We start from the raw sequence: 17,803 nt of genomic DNA on the forward strand, positions 1-17,803 counted from the left end.
CGAACGGGAGAAAATCCATGACCGCATCTCAATCCGCCAAACCGGGCAAATCCGCATTCCGTCCGCTGCCCGTTCCGCAGGTCGACATTCGCGGCTTCTGGGGCGACCGGGTCGACGCCGTTGCGTCGCGCACGGCCGACATCCTGTACGATCGCTGCGTCGAGGCCGGCATGCTCGACCAGATCGATCCCGACCGCGACCCGCCCGGCGTGCGCATTCCCTTCCACGTCAATGACGGCTTCACGGCCTCGACCGTGACGACCCAGATGTTCTGGGATTCCGATCTCGGCAAAACCATCGAAACGGCCGCCTATTCGCTCTATCGGCGCAAGAACGATGCGCTCGAGCGCAAGATCGACGCCGTAATCGACATGTACGCGAAGCTGCAGCAGCCCGACGGCTACCTCTCGAGCTGGTACCAGCGCGTGCAGCCCGGCAAGCGCTGGACCAATCTGCGCGATTGCCACGAGCTTTATTGCGCCGGCCACCTGATCGAAGGCGCGGTCGCCTACTACCAGGCCACGGGCAAACGCAAGCTGCTTGACGTGATGTGCCGCTACGCCGACCACATCGCGGCGATGTTCGGGCCGGAGCCGGACAAGAAAAAGGGCTATTGCGGCCACGAGGAGATCGAATTGGCGCTGGTGAAGCTGGCTCGCGTGACCGGCGAACGGAAATACATGGACCTTGCCAAATACTTCATCGACCAGCGCGGCCAGCAGCCGCATTATTTCGACGAGGAGGCCCGCGCCCGCGGCGCCGATCCCAAGGACTTCCACTTCAAGACCTACGAATACAACCAGTCGCACAAGCCGGTGCGCGAACAGGACAAGGTCGTCGGCCACGCGGTCCGGGCGATGTATCTCTATTCGGGCATGGCCGACATCGCGACCGAGTACGGCGACGACAGCCTGCGCATTGCGCTCGACCGGCTTTGGGACGATCTGGTCTCAAAGCGGCTCTATGTGACGGGCGGCCTCGGCCCCTCCGCCGACAATGAGGGCTTTACCAGCGACTACGATCTCCCGAATGAAACGGCCTATGCCGAGACCTGCGCGGCGGTCGGCCTGGTGTTCTGGGCAAGCCGCATGCTCGGCATGGGGCCCAATGCGCGTTACGCCGACATCATGGAGAGGGCCCTCTACAACGGCTCGATATCAGGCCTTTCGCTCGACGGCTCGTTGTTCTTCTACGAAAATCCGCTCGAGAGCCGCGGCATCCACAACCGCTGGAAATGGCACCGCTGCCCGTGCTGCCCACCCAATATCGGGCGCATGGTCGCCTCGATAGGCAGCTACTTCTATAGCCTGTCGGACGATGCGCTGGGCATTCATCTCTACGGTGACAGCACGGCCCGCTTCGAGGTCGGCGGCAGGCCGGTGAGCCTGACTCAGACCAGCCGGTATCCGTGGGACGGTAAAATCTCGATCGCCGTCGAACCAGACGCGCCGACCGAATTCACCTTGCACCTGCGCTTGCCGGCCTGGTGCGGCAAGGCGGCTCTCAGGGTGAACGGGGTTGAAGTCGATCTGGACGAGGTCGTGAGCGACGGCTATGCCGCGATCCGGCGCGAGTGGCACAAAGGCGACCGAGTCGAACTCGATCTCGACATGGCTGTCGCCCGCCTGTTTGCCAACCCGGAGGTGCGGCAGGATGTCGGCCGCGTCGCACTTTCCCGCGGCCCGCTGATCTACTGCGTCGAGGAGACTGACAATGCCGGCCAGTTGCATCGCGTCGCCTTGCCCCGGACGGCAACGATCGAGGCGCATGACGAGCCGAATCTGTTAGGCGGCGTCGTCACGCTTTCTGCTGCCGCCAGGAGGGACGCCTCGGAAAATTGGGAAAGCGGCCTTTATCGCACCGAACCGCCGGCCGTCGACGAGACGAAGCTCACCGCCGTCCCGTATTTTGCCTGGGACAACCGCGAACCCGGCGAAATGCTCGTCTGGCTAAGGAGTTCGTAATCCGGAGATTGCTCCCGTCCCGGACTGCGCGGTTGCCTCACTTTCCTTCCGTTTGCTGAAGCACCGCCGGCCCGAGCCCCATTTCCGTCAGCCGTGCACACACGGCGTCTATGACGGCGTCCACTGGGCCGGCGATGTTGACTGCCACCACGCCCGGTTCCGCCGTAGGGTCTTCCAGCGTCGCGAACTGGCTGTCCAGCAGCGAGGGTGGCATGAAGTGGCCGCGCCGCTCGCCGATCCGCTGCCGCAGCAATTCGTGCGATCCCTCCAGGAACACGAAGACCAGATCGCTTCCGGCTGCATGGCGAAGGCGATCCCGATAGGCTTTCTTGAGCGCCGAGCAAGTGACGACAAGGCCGTTGCCATGCGCATCGCGCAATGCCTCGCCGATAAGATCCAGCCAGGGCCAGCGGTCGGCGTCGTCGAGCGGAACGCCGGCCGACATCTTTTCGACGTTCTGGCGCGGATGCAGCGCATCGCCCTCCACGAATGCGAAACCAAGGCGCGCGGCGACGCCCTCGCCGACGCTCGTCTTGCCGCAGCCGCTAACGCCCATCACCACGATGAGCGCCGGCTCAGAGGTAGGTCGTGATGCCGCCGTCGACATAGGATATCTGCCCGTTGACAAAGGAAGACGCTGCTCCTGAAAGAAACACCGCCGCGCCGACCAGTTCCTCGACATTGCCCCAGCGCGCCACCGGAGTGCGGTTGGTCAGCGCCAGGCCGATGCCTTAGGTCGACCCGGTTTACCAAGGCACGAAACCCAGTCAACTCGAAGAGCGAGCTCAACCCACCTCCCTGAAACAAGATCAGGCAATGAGAATCTTTTCAGTGCCGCCGATCGTCTTGGAAGCAGGTCAAACACGAGCGCCGTTGAACGCCGCATTTCCCGGTCCCGGCGGACCGTCTGAAAACAAGGATATTGCATTGCGTTATGATGAATGATAAAAATCAAAAATCGTCAGTTGTCACTAAAGGTGGCCGAGCGTATGAATATAAGGGCGCGTCTTTCGCCGGAAGAAACACGTCTTCGGATCATGGAAGTGGCCGAGGAGCACTTTCGCCGTATCGGCTACGCCAAGACAGCGGTGGCCGACATAGCGACGGCGCTCGGCATGTCGCCGGCTAATGTCTATCGCTACTTTCCGTCAAAAAGCGCGATCAAGGACGCGATCTGCCACCGGCTGCTCGACCAGGAGCACGCGATGATCGAGGAGATCATCGCCTCCCCGGAGCCGGCGGCTACACGCCTTGAGCGCATCATTCTCGGCATCAACAGCTACAACAGGGCGCAGTTCGTGAAGGAAAAGCGCCTGCACGACATGGTCGAAGTGGCAATGGCCGAGAATTGGGAAGCGATGCAAGCACATTGCGAAAAGATCAAAGGCTATTACTCCACGGTGATCGCCCAAGGCATCGCCAGCGGCGAATTTGCCGCGCTCGATCCAGCCACGGCTGGCGAAACCGTGTTCACGCTCTGCACCGGTCTTTGCCATCCAACCATCATTGCCCAGAACAACGGCGAGACTGCGGAAGACGACGCGCGCCGCGCCGTCGCCCTGATCCTTCGCTCCCTTCGTCCCTGATCCCCGTTTGAGGATATGATCATGCGTTTGGTACGACTTATCCTTCCGATCATGGCGCTGACGGCGCTGGCGGCTTGCTCGGAGAGCAAGTCCGAAGTGAAGAATGAACCGCCCCAGCGGCCGGTTCTAGCGCAGCAGGTCCATTACGAACCGGCGGTTCAGGAGCGCAGCTTCGTCGCCACTGTGCGTCCGCGCATCGAGAGCGATCTCGGCTTCCGTGTCGCCGGCAAGGTGGCGCGCCGCCTGGTAGAGGTCGGCGAAACGGTGAAAGCCGGCCAGGTGCTGGCCGCGCTTGATGAGGCCGATCTCGGGCTCCAGCTCGATCAAGCACAGGCCGAATTTCGAGCCGCCAAGGGCAACCAGGTGCAGGCGCTGGCCGAACTGAAACGCGGTGAGGTGCTGCAAAAGCAGGGCTGGTCCACACAAGCCAGTCTCGAAAAGCTGCGGGCGGCGACCGACGAGGCCGACGGGCGCGTTCTTCGCGCCGAGCGCGCCGTGTCGCTGGCCGAGAATTCGCTGACCTATGCCAGCCTGCGCGCCGACGCCGATGGCGTGGTCACAGCTACCGCCTTGGAGCCGGGCCAAGTGATAGCTGCCGGCCAAATGGCGATACGTGTGGCGCAACTGAAGGAGAAGGAGGCCGTCGTCGCGGTTCCCGAGGCTCTCGTCGACCGTCTTGCCAAGGGCAAGGCCACGGTGAGCCTGTGGTCGCAGCCGGACCACGTCTATGCCGCCCGATTGCGCGAGCTCTCACCGGGCGCCGATGCCGCCACCCGCACGTACCAGGCCCGCTTCACGATCCAAGAGGCGGGCGACGATGTCCGTTTCGGCATGACGGCCACCGTAACTCTGAGCGATCCGGCCTCGGGCCAAGTGGCGCGCCTGCCGCTCTCCGCCGTCATCGACGCGGGCGAGGGTCCGGCGCTCTTCGTGGTCGACAAGGAGACTGGAGGCCTGCAGCAAAAGCCTGTCGAGGTCATGGGCTACGAGGCGCGCGACGTGCTGGTGAAGAGCGGCGTGAAGGACGGCGAATGGGTCGTCGCCCTGGGCACACAGAAGCTCGATATCGCACAGAAGGTGCGAGTGGTCGACAAGCTGCAATTCTGATTTTGCGAAACGGCCGGCGAAGCAGCTTCGCCAAGAACAACTAGCGCGGGAAGCAAGATTTCGCTGCGCGAAACCTCAGGGAAATCGACGATGGGCCGCTTTAATCTCTCCGGCTGGGCCGTCCTGCACCCCCCGCTGATGCTTTTCCTGATTCTGATGCTGGGGGCTGCCGGGGCCTTTTCCTATCTCCAGCTCGGGCGCGCCGAGGATCCGAACTTCACCATCAAGGTCGCGGTCGTCACGGCGATCTGGCCGGGCGCCACCGCGCAGGAAATGCAGGATCAGGTCTCCGACCGGATCGAGAAGAAGCTGCAGGAACTGCCCAATTTCAACAAGGTCACGACCTACACCAAGCCGTCATTCACGGCGATGCAGGTCGAGTTCAAGGATTTCACGCGGCCCAGCGAAGTGCCGCAGCTTTTCTATCAGTTGCGCAAGAAGCTCGACGACATCCGCTCCGACCTTCCCTCGGACCTGATCGGTCCAAACGTCGACGACGAATACGGCGACGTCGACTCCATCCTTTACATGCTGACGGCCGATGGCGCCGATTACGCGCAGTTGAAGCGCGTGGCCGAGACCATGCGCCAGAAATTGCTTTCGGTGGCCAATGTCACCAAAGTTAACCTGTACGGCGAGCAGGACGAGAAGATCTTCGTCGAGTTCAGTCACGCCAAGCTTGCCACACTCGGAATTTCGCCGCAGGCAATCTTCGATCTGCTGGCGAAGCAGAATGCCGTGACCCCCGCCGGCACTGTCGAGACGGGCGCGCAGCGCGTGCCCTTGCGCGTTACCGGCGCAGTCGACGGCGTTCAGGCGGTTGCCGACATACCGGTCGAATCGGGCGGTTCCAACTTTCGGCTCGGCGACATCGCGATGGTGACGCGCGGCTTCGAAGATCCTCCGAGCTATCTCGTGCGCCAGCGCGGCAAGCCGGCGCTCGGCATCGGCGTCGTGATGGCCAAGGGCGCCAACATTCTCACACTCGGCGAGGACGTCGGCGCCGCGATGAACCAGATCGAGGCGAGCCTGCCGCAAGGCATCAATCTGGAGCAGATCGCCGATCAGCCGCACGTCGTCGATCACGCCGTCGATGAATTCATCACATCCTTTGGCGAGGCTTTGGCCATCGTGCTGCTGGTCAGCTTCGTATCGCTTGGCTGGCGCACCGGGATCGTGGTCGCTCTGTCGGTTCCGCTTGTGCTCGCCATCACCTTCATTGTGATGAACATTATCGATCTCGATCTGAACCGGATCACGCTCGGTGCGCTCATCATCGCGCTCGGCCTGCTTGTCGACGATGCCATCATCGCCGTCGAGATGATGGTGGTGAAGATGGAACAGGGATGGGAGCGGAGCCGCGCCGCCTCATTCGCCTGGACCTCGACTGCCTTCCCGATGCTAACCGGCACGCTGGTGACGGCGGCAGGCTTTTTGCCGGTCGGCTTTGCCAATTCGGCGGTCGGGGAATATGCCGGCGGTATTTTCTGGGTCGTGGCGATCGCGTTGATCGCGAGCTGGCTCGTGGCGGTTTTGTTCACGCCGTATCTCGGCGTCAAGCTTCTGCCCGACTTCGCCAAGGTCGCGGCCTCGCATCACGATCCACACGAGATTTACGAGACGCGCTTCTACCGCGCCCTGCGCCGGCTGATCGACTGGTGCGTGCGCCACCGCGTCATCGTTGTTGTTGCGACGCTCGGCATTTTCGCCGCCGCCGTCGTTGGGTTCGGCCGGGTGCAGCAGCAATTCTTCCCACTCTCCGAACGCCCCGAACTGTTCTTCCAGATGCGCCTGCCGGAAGGCACCTCGATCGGCGTGACGACCGAGACAGCGCGCAAGGCCGAGGCCATGGTCGAGGGCGACGAGGATATCGCCACCTATACGACCTATATCGGCCAGGGCTCGCCGCGCTTCTGGCTCGGCCTCAATCCGCAATTGCCGAATGAGGCCTTCGCCGAAATCGTCATCGTGTCGAAGGACGTGGATGCGCGCGAGCGCATCAAGGCGAGGCTGGAGAAGGCGCTGGCGGCGGGCGCATTGGCGGAGGCGCGCGTGCGCGTCGACCGCTTCAATTTCGGGCCGCCGGTAGGCTTCCCGGTACAGTTCCGTGTCGTCGGTCCCGACGCGATGGAGGTGCGCCAAATTGCCTACCAGGTGCGCGAAATCATGCGCACCAACCAGAACGTCATCGATCCGCATCTCGACTGGAACGAACGCATGCCTTCGGTCCGGCTCGATATCGACCAGGACCGCGCCCGCGCGCTCGGACTGACACCGCAGGATGTCGGCCAGACCCTGCAGACCCTGATCTCGGGCTATGGCGTCACCAACATCCGTGACGGCACCGAGAAGATCGAGGTGGTGGCACGAGCTGTTCCTTCGGAACGTCTCGATCTCGCCCGCATCGGCGATCTCACGATCCTGTCGCCCAATGGCAATGCCGTGCCCTTGTCCCAGGTCGCGCACATCGTGCCGGATTCGGAAGAATCGATCCTCTGGCGGCGCAACCGCGATATGTCGATCACAGTCCGCGCCGACGTCGTCGACGGGGTGCAGCCGCCTGACGTCACCAACCAGATCTGGCCACTGCTGACGGAGCTGCGCGACAAGCTCGAGCCCGGATATCGCGTCGAAATCGGTGGCGCGATCGAGGAGTCGGAGAAGGGCAACAGCTCGATCTTTGCGGTCTTTCCACTGATGCTGATCGCGATGCTGACGATCCTGATGATCCAGCTTCAAAGCTTTTCACGCTTGATTCTGGTGTTCCTCACCGCGCCGCTCGGATTGATCGGGGCTTCGCTCGCCCTCAATCTCGCCAACAAGCCTTTCGGCTTCGTGGCCCTGCTTGGCTTGATCGCGCTTGCCGGCATGATCATGCGCAATGCGGTGATCCTGGTGGATCAGATCGAGAGCGATGTGCGCGACGAGGGCCATAAGCTGCGCGTCGCTATCGTCGAGGCGACGGTCCGGCGCGCGCGACCTGTCATTTTGACGGCGCTAGCGGCCATCCTGGCCATGATCCCGCTGACACGGAGCGCCTTTTGGGGTCCAATGGCCTTCACGATCATGGGCGGATTGTTCGTCGCGACCTTCCTGACGCTTCTGTCCCTGCCGGCGCTTTACGCCCTGTGGTTCCGCGGCCGCATCAAGGCAGATGAAAAGGCACCGGCTGGCAAAGAGCCGAAAATAGAAGAGGAAGAACGGCCGCTTTTGCCACTCGCGGCCGAGTGAAGGCTTTTGCGGCTGCACTAGCGTCCTGGCCCGAGGCAAGGAACCGCACTCAAGGACAGGGTCCTGCTTGCTCGTTGATCGCCGTTCGGTCGATGGCCGCTTCTGGTCGACTCGCCGATGGGCGAATGTCCGCTCCGGCTGAGCGGATATCACCACGCCTTCGAAACGATGCTTTGTATAGGTGGCGGAGGGACAGTCCGCCAAACGCCGCCAACGATCAACATCAGGTCAACGCTCTATCGACCGCCACCGGCTGCGACCACGAGCATAGTGACGGCACAAGCTCCGCCGCTCGATGGCTCGCGACTACGCATAAGCGCGACCAGGGCAAGAACATGATCGTCCAGCTTCGCCAGCGTTTTGGCCTGTCCCGTCCAAGCCTGCGAGGCGATCCGCGAAGCGAACTTGATCCGCGAGGGTGCTATGAGCGGCCCGCCCGAAATGCGAAAGCCGGCCGCGCTCGACACGCGGAATGGCTTCGAAATGTCGCTAGGCTTGGCAACCGTAGACAGTCTCGAAATTCCCCGCATTGGGCACGATCGGCAAGCGGCGCGGAGGGCTGCGTGATGGGCTTGTTTGCCGAGTGGCAACCTCAATACGGCGCGCATGGTATTCGCCACCTTTTCCGGAGCGAGACAAGCGACCCGCCGTCAAAGGCTATTTAAAGATAGGCGACCGGACCAGTGAACAACTGGCGCTCAAGTTCGCCAACGACAACGCCTTCGGCTTCGCCTGCAAGCGCAGCCAAATAACAGTCCTGGACGTAGATGCGCCCGACGAGCGATTGCTTGCCGATGCGCTCGACCAACACGGCCCGTCGCCACTCATCATCAGATCGGGCTCGGGCAACTTCCAGGCGTGGTATCGCAACAACGGAGAGGGCCGCCGCGTTCGGCCTGACCCAGCCAAGCCTATTGATATTCTCGGTGACGGCTTTGTCGTCGCACCGCCTTCGCAGGGCAGCAAAGGCCAATATCAAATCATCGCTGGAACGCTGGACGACATCGAGCGTCTGCCGACGATGCGCCGACCGTGCACACGAAACGTACACAATATAACTAAACACCCTTCCCCTTCTCCCCCCTCTACTGGACCATCGATCCCTGAAGGCAAAAGGGACGCTGCCTGTTTCAGCGGCTCCTGCGGGAGATTCGTGGCTGCAACGACTTCGACGAACTCTTGGGCACAGCAAGGACAATCAACATGACGATTTGCGCCCCGCCGCTGGACGATGCTCAGGTTATCAAAATCGCGAAGTCCGTTTGGCTCTACGAGGTAAGTGGGAAAATTGGACGGGCCGACAAGCTAGGGCGACGACGACCCGCGTCGAGATATTGGCCTTTGTTGGCGACCCTCACGCCGCTCTGTTGCTGAACCTGTTGCATGTCTCGCACCCTATCCCAGATACGCCATTCGCTATTGACCAGGTCAAGACGGCGGAACTGCTGGGCTGGCACCGCAACACGATGAATGTGTGCCAGCGACATTGGCTTCCATGGTCGCTACGTGGAGCGCTGCTGCGAAATTATATGAGGAGAAAGTCATCCACCGTCAGGTCGGGCTTGTTCGCCAGGAACGCGACCAACTCCGCCGCTCTCGCACCAGTCCCGTCGACGTCCCAAAGCACTTGCCCCGTGGCCTTGTTGTAGATCAACGTCTCGTTGGCGCTCGTGGCCATGGCGCCCAAGACGAAACTGACCCCCGCAGCCGCCGTCGATCCCGTTCCGACACCGGGCCCGAAGCCCGCATTGTCCAAATGGAAGATATCGTTCCCTAAGCCGAAATCGGCAATTCTGTCGCCGCCCTGCGCAATGCTCGAGAACACGAAGATGTCGTTCCCCCCCGTAGCCATATACGCTGTCGACGCCGCCCTTGCCGTTCAACGTGTTCGCGCCAGCATTGCCATAAATGCTGTTGACGGTATCTGAGCCGGTGAGGTTGATCGCAGTTGTCGCCGCGGCATCTATCGCGCGCAACATCTCCACTTCACTGGCGGAACTGAGCGTGCAACTCGCAGTCGCGTAGACCCTATCAGTGCCACCGCCTGACCCCTCAAGGGCTTGATCTCCCAAGCCGTCAACGTAATATATATCATCGCCGACTCCTCCGGACATCGTGTCGGCCCCGCGCCCGCCTTCGAGCCGGTCGTTGCCCGCCCCACCGCTCAGCGCATCGGTCCCATCCTCTCCATAAAGAGAGTCGTTATCGTTTCCGCCATTCAAGGCGTCGTTTCCAAGCCCGCCATAAAGCTTGTCAATGCCGTCGTCGCCATTCAACGTGTCATTGCCGTCTTCACCGCGAATAGAGTCATCCCCGCCGCGGCCTGACAGAATATTGTTGCCAGCATTGCCATAGATCGCGTTGACGAAATCGTTGCCTGTCAACCAGATCGCCGCTGTCCCGTTCGCAGCACTCGGACGGAGGATTTCGATCTCCGCCAACGAGGATAGCGAGAAGCTTGTTATCGCATTGACCGAATCCGATCCGCCGCCCACCGTCTCGACGACGATGTCGTCTCTATCGACATAAAATACATCATTTCCTGCTTCGCCAGTCAGGCGATCGGCTCCCGCCCCACCGAGAAGAATGTCATTGCCTTCGCTTCCGTAGAGCTTGTCGTCGCCGTCTTCGCCGTAGAGAGTGTCGTCGCCAAGATTTCCAAAGGCTATGTCGTTGTCCGCGCCGCCCCAGATCCGGTCGTTATTTTCCTCGCCCCGGATCGTGTCGTCCCCTTCGTCGCCGTAGAGCAGGTCGTCGTGAATGCCGCCATAGATAATGTCGTTCCCGATACCGCCATATAGCTTGTCAACGCCATCCATGCCGCGCAGCGTGTCGTTCCCCGCCCGACCCCACAAGGCATCGTGTCCGCCGTATCCCTTCAGGATGTTGGTTCCGGCATTTCCATAGATCGTGTTGTTGTAGTTGTTACCGGACAGGTGTAGCGTCGCCGAACTTCCCGCGGAAGCGGCCCGCAGGACCTCCACTTCGGATAAGGGATCGAGATTGTAGCGCACCCGTGCATAGATCGCGTCGCTGCCTCCGCCGGCCGCCTCTACCACCTTGTCCCCGACGTTATCGACGTAATAGCTGTCGTTGCCGGCGCCGCCGGTCATGGTGTCCACGCCGCCGTGGCCATCGAGGATATCGTTTCCGTCGTTGCCGTATAGTTTGTCGTCGCCGTCCTCGCCGTAGAGGGTATCGTTGCCGGCGCCGCCATTGAGTGTGTCGTTGCCCAATCCGCCGTAAAGCTTGTCGGCGCCGTCGTCGCCATTTACGGTGTCATCCCCCCTTCGCCGAAGATGGTGTCGTCGCCGCCGCGCCCGGAAAGAATATTCACTCCGGATTGGCCATAGATCTTGTTGGCAAGATCGTTGCCGGTGCCATTGATGCGGCCGGTGGCTATAAGCGTCAGGTCTTCCACAAAATTGCTGAGCGCGTAGCTGATCGAGGATCGAACGAGGTCAAGGCCGCCGGCGTTGACGCCGTTCTCAAGCTCGCTGACCAGGTCGCCGATATTGTCCACGATGTAGCTATCGTCGCCCGCTCCTCCGTACATTTCATCCGCCTCTACGCCCCCGTTCAGCTTGTCGTTGCCCGAAGAGCCGTAAAGCTTCTCGCTTTCCCATCCGCCGAACAGGTCGTCATCTCCGGCCGTGCCAATAACGGGTGCAGGCAGGCCCTCGGCGGCCACAACGAGGTTACGGTAATTCACTGCGTAAGTTTCGGCCGACGTTTCGCGATATATTCCCTGGGCCCAGTACGGTCCAAACTTGTCATTGTATCCGAGGGGGCCGGTGTAGCTTACGATCTGAACGCCATCGCGCGATACGTTGACGAAGCCCAGTCCATCCGGATCCATTCGAACTTCGATCTCGATCTTATACCAGCGATCCCGCTGTATATCGGTCTGATCGTCGTAAAGGATCATTTTCGGTGGGTGAACGGTCATGATCGGTTGGTTCGAGCTGTACGCCGAAACCCGCATCCTCTCGCCTTCCATCTGAATGGAAAACGGCGGACTTGCAGCCAGGTCTCCTTCATCCTCGGTCTGGTGGATCTGGCCAAGAATGAGGAAGTCCGCGGTGTTCCGAGGTCCGCTCTCAATCATGAACTCATAGTCGATCGTATATGTGCGATCGAAATTCATCTTTTTGAGGCTGGCAATCTCGGCGCGTTCCTTTTCCGTGCCTATATCGCCGGAATGTTGATCGCCTCCACGAACTTCGAAGCGCATGACATTGCCGTCATACGCGTAACTCCAGGCCTGCTCGGCATTTTTTAGGTGAAAGCTGTCGGTTTCAAAGAACCCTTCCGGCGGCGTAAGCGCATAGGCGGCCAAAGAGTCGGAGGAAGCCGAGCTGGAGCCATCGTCGTTTGCGGCGGGTTCGTTCGTCGCCCCGACGATCGCGTGCTTGTCCTCTATCTCGACGGGGGCGAAATAGCGAAAGGAGACGGGGTCCGCCGAATGGTCGTGGGACGCGGCGATCAGAGTTTCCGGCGTTCCAGAGTCGGATTCTGCTTCGGTCGCCTGCCCACCGCTCAGGGCGGCGTCGGTCGCATGCGATACCCGAAGAGCCCATTGTCCGTCAAGAATGTCACCCAGATGCTCAAGTCCGAACAGTTGCTCGCCGCCAGCCGCTATCGCCATGGTTTTCTTTCCGCCCATTTCTAGATACGCGTTCAACGTAAACCTTCTCGCCAATGAACGCGACGCTTGAATTCGTAATTGCAGCGCGAATATCGCGAACCAAACAACCAGCCGCACCCATGTTAAGAATGGTAAACTGCGGCAAAGCCAAGAGGAAAAAGATTAATGGGCTGTTTACAGGGAGCCCAGGAGTGCCAGCCTGAACCAGGTTGCGCGTCGCGTATTAGCCCTCTCGATGACTCTGACAAGGAATGCGACCCGCTGCTGTCGTAAAAGCGACAACCTCTGATGGATACAACGTCATCGCTGGCGAGGTGACCTTCAGCCTTGCAAGCTTAACTATCGATCCGGGATGCCGTTGTTTTTCGAGAAATTGGAGAAGACGGCCGGCAGCATGCCGGCCTCCAGAATTTCTTTCCCTAAGCGACGTGAGCCTGCCCTGCTCAAATGAGAGCTGTTGGTGAACATGCCCCGACGGTGCAGCCCGACCGCCTCGCTGCCGGTCGGAAGGAAGGAATCGACGCTCAGCCGGCCGTGGTCGCCGCCTTCGCACCGCATCCGGTCCATCAACGAATCAACGTCGAAATCCCCGAAAATCTGGATCAGGTCGCTCGGGAAATAATTGTGGGTCCGCTTGCAGGAGCCGAGGCGCTCCTCAGGTATTCGGCTCTCAACCCGCTCCAGAGGTGTCATTCCTCCCGCCTCTGAAGCATTTTGCGCGCCGCGCGGGCTTGGCTGGGTTGATATCCTCGGCCACCTGAAGAGCATCCATTGCGCTGCCTGGCGAGCGCTAGAAATGTTCTGGCGCTGCCCCCGCGAGGGCCTTCACCGAGTTCGGACGAGGGTACCGCTGGAACCGCCGCCATACTTGACCGCTACGACTGGCACAGACCTCATGGCAGGATCGGTCCACCCATCAGCCGATCGGGAACAACCTATTGAGACTCCACAACTAGCTAATACTCGAACTCAGTGTCTTCGAGTATATGCCATTCAAGATGCTCGTCGATCAGGTATTGACTGATACGCCGGTTGCGCAGTTCATCGACCTGCTTCCGCTTGCCATCTTCGGAGAGGGGCACGAGACCATGCGAGATGAGAACGCTGCTGGCAGCGGGATATTCGCACGCGGCTTTCGGATCCTTCACGATGGCGTTGATGAAGCGGCGCAGATCCTTCAGTTGCACGAGGCCCTCCTTGACTCTCAGCGGGCCATGAGGGTCGCCGCATCCGGCTGGCGGCTTGATGAGCATGAGCGGGGAGTACCGTGCTTCCAGGAGCCGTCCATTCATGCGGCGCAGATCGACCGCCGCGATCTCGCTCGCCTTGGCTGTGCTCATCTTGATGAAATAGCGCATCGGCTGGTCTCGGTAGCTGAATGAGCCGGGCGCGGTGTCGCCGTGGTCGGACATGAGGATGATAAGGCTGTTGTCGTACCTGCCCGTCTCCTTCAGGACTTCGATGAACTGCTTCATCATGCTGGTCGCGAGCAGGAGCTGTTCCTCATAAGTGCTGTTTTCCAGATTGCCGTGCCGATCCAGGATATAGGGCGGATGCGGCGGATAGGAGTGGAAGAGGGTGTAATTACCCGTGGCCGGACGTCGGGGCTCCTCGGCCAGATAGTCCACGAACTGACGGTAAGACTCGTAGACGCGCATGTCGCCGCTGGGGCGGTCGAAGATCAGTTCCGCCAAAATGCTTCCCGCGCCTCGGCCCTTCCGCATCATCGCCGGGCGGGCAATCGGCGGCGCCGTCCTCAAGAGGACGAAGTCGACCACGAGTGGGAAGTCTGCCGAACCGGAGATTTCATTCCTGAAATCCGCCACGTTAGTCAGCAATCCCCCCCGGCTGTAGAGCGCGTATGCAGAAGTGCGATAGCCGTACGTGTTCAGGTCGGTGATCAGCGAATCGCGGCGCGCCTGCTTCTCCCACGCGGACACCTTCATTGGAAGTGCATAGGTTGTGCCACTGAGGAAGGAGGGAAACGACGAATCGGTGTTCCAGTAGTTTGACTTGGCGTCGATGTAGTGCGTGAAGCCGGCAAATGTGCCTTCATCCATCCCGAGTTCGTGGCGGGCGAATTCGAACCACGGGCCGTAATAGCTGTCGAAAATCAATTGATAGATGTTGAAGCCGTGGGAGGAGGTATTCGCCGGCGCGGCTGTTGCCGCGATCGAGCTTTCCCGGTCCTGCAGTGCAGGAAAGGTCGTCAGCGCATTGCTCGCCACAAGAACCGCCGTGAAGACCGCCGCCGCGCTGCCAATGAGGTGTTCCGGGATAATGTAAAGGAGCCCGGCGCCGACCGCGAAAATCGCAAGCTGCCACAATTGGCCTTGCAGGCTTGCCGTCGCCTGCTCCGATCCCGTTTCCAGCGGCCCGATGTCCAGGGGGAAGAAATAGTCTGCGATGATGATCGAGATCGCGTAGGACGCCAGCACGATTGCAAGAAGTTTTACCACCCTGGCAGGCAGGAAGAGCGAGACGCCCGTAAACAGCGCAGTCAGCAAGACGAACGACAGGAGGAAGTAGATCAGGTACGTCCCCGGCGCCTGGATCTCCGCCGCGTTTGCGCGAATTATCTCAAACGGGAAGGTGATGAGCAAAATCGCCAGCCCGAGCGCTGCGAGGCTCAGATAGGGAGAGAACCGGCGTTTAGTAACGGCTTCGGCTTGCATGGCGAGATGGTCCATTCAGGGTTGCCCGGCATGGCCGTTACGTCGCTCACGGACGGCGAGTTCAATGGCCGCTTCCGTGCCGGCCCCGCGGCCGGTGCGAAGGGTGGCGATCAACGACCATGCATTGCTCGCCATCCAATAAAGACAAACGGCGGCGGGCAGGGGATAGATCAGCACAAGCAGAACGACCGCGATGATCAGGAAGCGTAGCCGTGACAATCGCGTTGCATTCGCAGCCACCGCAGATTCAATTACGGCGACAGCGGTTAGAAGAATTGGCAGCAGGTTGACCGTCACGCCCTGGCCCAGTGACAGCAGCCGGTCCGGCTGCGCCAGGTCGCGGATGAACAGAAACCGTTCCCCGGCAAGGGAGGGATGGTCGGTCAGGAGAAAGAGAGCGGCGAGCAGAAACGGGATCTGGATCAGGAGCGGGAGCAGCGAGGCCATCGAATGGATGGGATGATATTGGTGGCTGGCATAGATGCCCTCGATCCGCTCGAAGCGCTCGCGCCCGGAATAGCGGGCTTTCGCCTCTGCCAGCGCGGGTTGCATCTGAAGCTGGACGAGACGTTCGCACTCCACATGCCTTCTGCCGATCTTCGATAGTGGGAGAGTCACCATGCGCACCAGGGCGCTGAGAAGGATGATCGCAACCCCATAGCTGCCGGAGAGATGATGCAGCCAATCGAGGACGAACCCCATTGGGGCGATGATCGGCCACAGGATGATGCTCAGAGCCCCCATGGCTCTTGCCTTTCCGCAGGGCCTCTAACGAGGCTCAAGATGATAAAGCCTCCGATGCCCGCCCTTGAGGGGCTCGGATGACACTATGTCGAACATCGACGCCACGGTGGTCTCGAAGCCAGCCTGCGTAAGTTCCCCGTACTGGTTTTCCTTGTTGCGCAGCAGAAGCTTGGACATATCGTCATCGAGCGTCACGAGCTCGATCACCACCTCGCAGCCGAAGCCCCGCAGCCAGGCAAGAAATGAAGCGAGTGGTATGTTGGCCGATATGACGACATGATGGATCAGCGCCAGGCAAAGAATCAGGTTCGGCACTGTCCTTTTGTCGAAAGCCTTGCGTTCCCTGCCGTTCCACCCATGGCCGGGCGAGACGTTGGCAAGGTTCATGACGAGCGGGCAGATGTCGCGGCCGCCCTGTGCCTTCTGCTTCTGGTAGAGCCGCTCGATGGCCTTCGGGTCGCCGTCAACCGCCACCACGTAGTCGGAATGGGCGGCGCATATGTCGGAGAAGGTGCCGGTGTTGCAGCCGAGATCCCATGTCAGGCGGCGCGGCACTCGCGATGCCGCACGCTGGACGAACGCCTTCTTGATCTCGAATGAGGCGTCGCCGTAGCTGTGATCGGTGTCGTAGCTGCCCCAGGTGGTGCGCGTCCGCGGCAGGCAAAGCTTGCGGACGGTTCGTTTCAGGCCTTGAATCGTGCCGAGCACCATCGCCTCAGTGTGGTGCACGCGCTTGCGCTGCGATACGCTCTTGCCGCTGCCTTCCGTCAGGGCCTTGGCCTCGTCGAGTTCGATGCCGGCATAGCGTTGCTGCATTCTGGAATGCAGGTACACATGTGTCGGCACGCCCTTGCGCAGGCGCGTGGCGCCGGAGAGCAGCCGGTCGGCGGTCAGCGGATCGATTCCCTCAAGGTCGGCGCGCAGGAACGGCCGAAAATCGACCCCCTTATAGGCCTGGAGCATCAAGGGGTAGAGGAACATCATGCAGAACTGGCGATAGCCGACCCATGGGTCGCCGGCCTTGTACGGTATGAAGGAGGGAATATCGATGAATACCGGCCGGGCGCCGATCCACTGAATGTTGTAGGCGGTCGCGTCCTTCAGGGTCCATCCCGACTGCAGCGCTTCCTCCACCAGGTCGAGATGCAGCAGCGCAGCGTCCTTGAGCATGCCGAATGGCCATTCGTACGGATAGCTTACGAACGGGATGCGTTCATGCTCCAGATAGGCAGCCCATTGGCCGCCGGACTTGACGGTATTGGCGTCAATGAGTCGGGTGGAGACCACCGTTCCGCGGTCGAGCATGGATTGAAAGAAGGGCTGAGCCGAAAGCGCATTCCAGTTGGCAAGCGCTTCCGCGCTTATTCCGCGCAATATCCGGTCACCGTCTTCGTAGACGGCGTTGCTTCTGTCGCGAAACGAACCGTCGTCCGCGGCAAGCACTCTCTCGGCCAGGTTCACCGGAATCCACCGCAACGATTGCGCGAAGTCAATGCTCGCCCTTCTTGTCACGCGCGGCGCGGGGCCGGAGGATGTCGAGCACCTTGTATATGTACTTGCGGCAGGTGTACGAAGCAGCTGCAAAAAATCCTACGATCGCCGTTGTAATAACGCTTCCCGTACCTGGATCTATGTAGGCATAGGCGTCCACGGTTGCCGTCGCGAAGAAGGCAAGCGCAACACATGCAACTCGCAAATTCATTTATGTGTGCTCCCACTAGTCGATTTATATATGACGAAGTCTGCCCTGACTTCCGTGGGCACAACTGTCACGAAACCGTCACGAAACTGTCACAGGCCAAGCTGGAGTACAAGTAGCTGTTATAAAGTTTGATCCCTGAAACATCG

14 protein-coding genes and 1 pseudogene are annotated in these 17,803 nt (G+C 60.7%); 6 read left to right on the forward strand and 9 right to left on the reverse strand.

All coding sequences use genetic code 11. From position 1 onward, the window contains the following. The first annotated feature begins 17 nt into the window (after window positions 1-17). The gene (locus ACG873_RS09390; protein WP_394891470.1) at window positions 18-1,964 is read left to right on the forward strand and encodes a glycoside hydrolase family 127 protein; all 1,947 of its coding nucleotides are present in this window, start codon (window positions 18-20) and stop codon (window positions 1,962-1,964) included. Window positions 1,965-2,001: 37 nt separating this feature from the next. Here the strand turns inward: ACG873_RS09390 and ACG873_RS09395 are convergent, their stop codons facing one another. Then, window positions 2,002-2,520, reverse strand: a complete 519-nt coding sequence (locus ACG873_RS09395) for a gluconokinase (RefSeq protein WP_394893416.1) — start codon at window positions 2,518-2,520, stop codon at window positions 2,002-2,004. A 19-nt stretch (window positions 2,521-2,539) separates the two neighbouring features. Then, a pseudogene (locus ACG873_RS09400) lies at window positions 2,540-2,680 on the reverse strand (SDR family oxidoreductase); the annotation flags it as partial. 327 nt (window positions 2,681-3,007) lie between these two features. Here ACG873_RS09400 and ACG873_RS09405 point away from each other — a divergent pair. The 5 genes from ACG873_RS09405 (at window position 3,008) to ACG873_RS09425 (ending at window position 9,262) form a co-directional block, all read left to right on the forward strand. Then, window positions 3,008-3,550, forward strand: coding sequence for a TetR family transcriptional regulator (locus ACG873_RS09405; protein ID WP_394891471.1), 543 nt, complete (start codon window positions 3,008-3,010; stop codon window positions 3,548-3,550). A 21-nt stretch (window positions 3,551-3,571) separates the two neighbouring features. Then, the gene (locus ACG873_RS09410; protein ID WP_394891472.1) at window positions 3,572-4,657 is read left to right on the forward strand and encodes an efflux RND transporter periplasmic adaptor subunit; all 1,086 of its coding nucleotides are present in this window, start codon (window positions 3,572-3,574) and stop codon (window positions 4,655-4,657) included. Window positions 4,658-4,747: 90 nt separating this feature from the next. Further along, complete coding sequence (locus ACG873_RS09415; protein ID WP_394891473.1) at window positions 4,748-7,888, forward strand: efflux RND transporter permease subunit; 3,141 nt, start codon at window positions 4,748-4,750, stop codon at window positions 7,886-7,888. Window positions 7,889-8,471: 583 nt separating this feature from the next. Beyond that, window positions 8,472-9,095, forward strand: a complete 624-nt coding sequence (locus tag ACG873_RS09420) for a bifunctional DNA primase/polymerase (protein ID WP_394893418.1) — start codon at window positions 8,472-8,474, stop codon at window positions 9,093-9,095. Continuing rightward, window positions 9,068-9,262 (forward strand): hypothetical protein, encoded by a 195-nt coding sequence (locus ACG873_RS09425; RefSeq protein WP_394891474.1) that lies wholly within the window; start codon window positions 9,068-9,070, stop codon window positions 9,260-9,262. Before ACG873_RS09420 ends, ACG873_RS09425 begins: the two co-directional genes overlap by 28 nt. A 167-nt stretch (window positions 9,263-9,429) precedes the next feature. Here ACG873_RS09425 and ACG873_RS09430 read toward each other — a convergent pair whose 3' ends face one another. The 7 genes from ACG873_RS09430 to ACG873_RS09460 all read right to left on the reverse strand — a co-directional run bounded on the left by ACG873_RS09430 (window position 9,430) and on the right by ACG873_RS09460 (window position 17,657). Next, the gene (locus ACG873_RS09430; protein ID WP_394891475.1) at window positions 9,430-11,124 is read right to left on the reverse strand and encodes a calcium-binding protein; all 1,695 of its coding nucleotides are present in this window, start codon (window positions 11,122-11,124) and stop codon (window positions 9,430-9,432) included. 35 nt (window positions 11,125-11,159) lie between these two features. Then, a complete protein-coding gene (locus ACG873_RS09435) occupies window positions 11,160-12,572 on the reverse strand; it encodes a heparin lyase I family protein (protein WP_394891476.1) in 1,413 nt (470 codons plus the stop codon). Window positions 12,573-12,875: 303 nt separating this feature from the next. Beyond that, on the reverse strand, window positions 12,876-13,229 hold the full coding sequence (locus ACG873_RS09440) for a hypothetical protein (protein ID WP_394891477.1): 354 nt from the start codon (window positions 13,227-13,229) through the stop codon (window positions 12,876-12,878). Between the two features lie 263 nt (window positions 13,230-13,492). Next, window positions 13,493-15,226, reverse strand: coding sequence for an alkaline phosphatase family protein (locus ACG873_RS09445; protein ID WP_394891478.1), 1,734 nt, complete (start codon window positions 15,224-15,226; stop codon window positions 13,493-13,495). Continuing rightward, window positions 15,227-15,955 (reverse strand): YidC/Oxa1 family membrane protein insertase, encoded by a 729-nt coding sequence (locus tag ACG873_RS09450; RefSeq protein ID WP_394891479.1) that lies wholly within the window; start codon window positions 15,953-15,955, stop codon window positions 15,227-15,229. A gap of 24 nt (window positions 15,956-15,979) precedes the next feature. Next, complete coding sequence (locus ACG873_RS09455; RefSeq protein WP_394891480.1) at window positions 15,980-17,416, reverse strand: hypothetical protein; 1,437 nt, start codon at window positions 17,414-17,416, stop codon at window positions 15,980-15,982. Between the two features lie 28 nt (window positions 17,417-17,444). Continuing rightward, entirely contained in the window at window positions 17,445-17,657 is a 213-nt protein-coding gene (locus ACG873_RS09460; protein WP_394891481.1) for a hypothetical protein, read from the reverse strand. Window positions 17,658-17,803 lie beyond the last annotated feature (146 nt).

Origin of the sequence: Allomesorhizobium aridi (assembly GCF_043769475.1) — a bacterium.
Lineage (GTDB): Bacteria > Pseudomonadota > Alphaproteobacteria > Rhizobiales > Rhizobiaceae > Allomesorhizobium.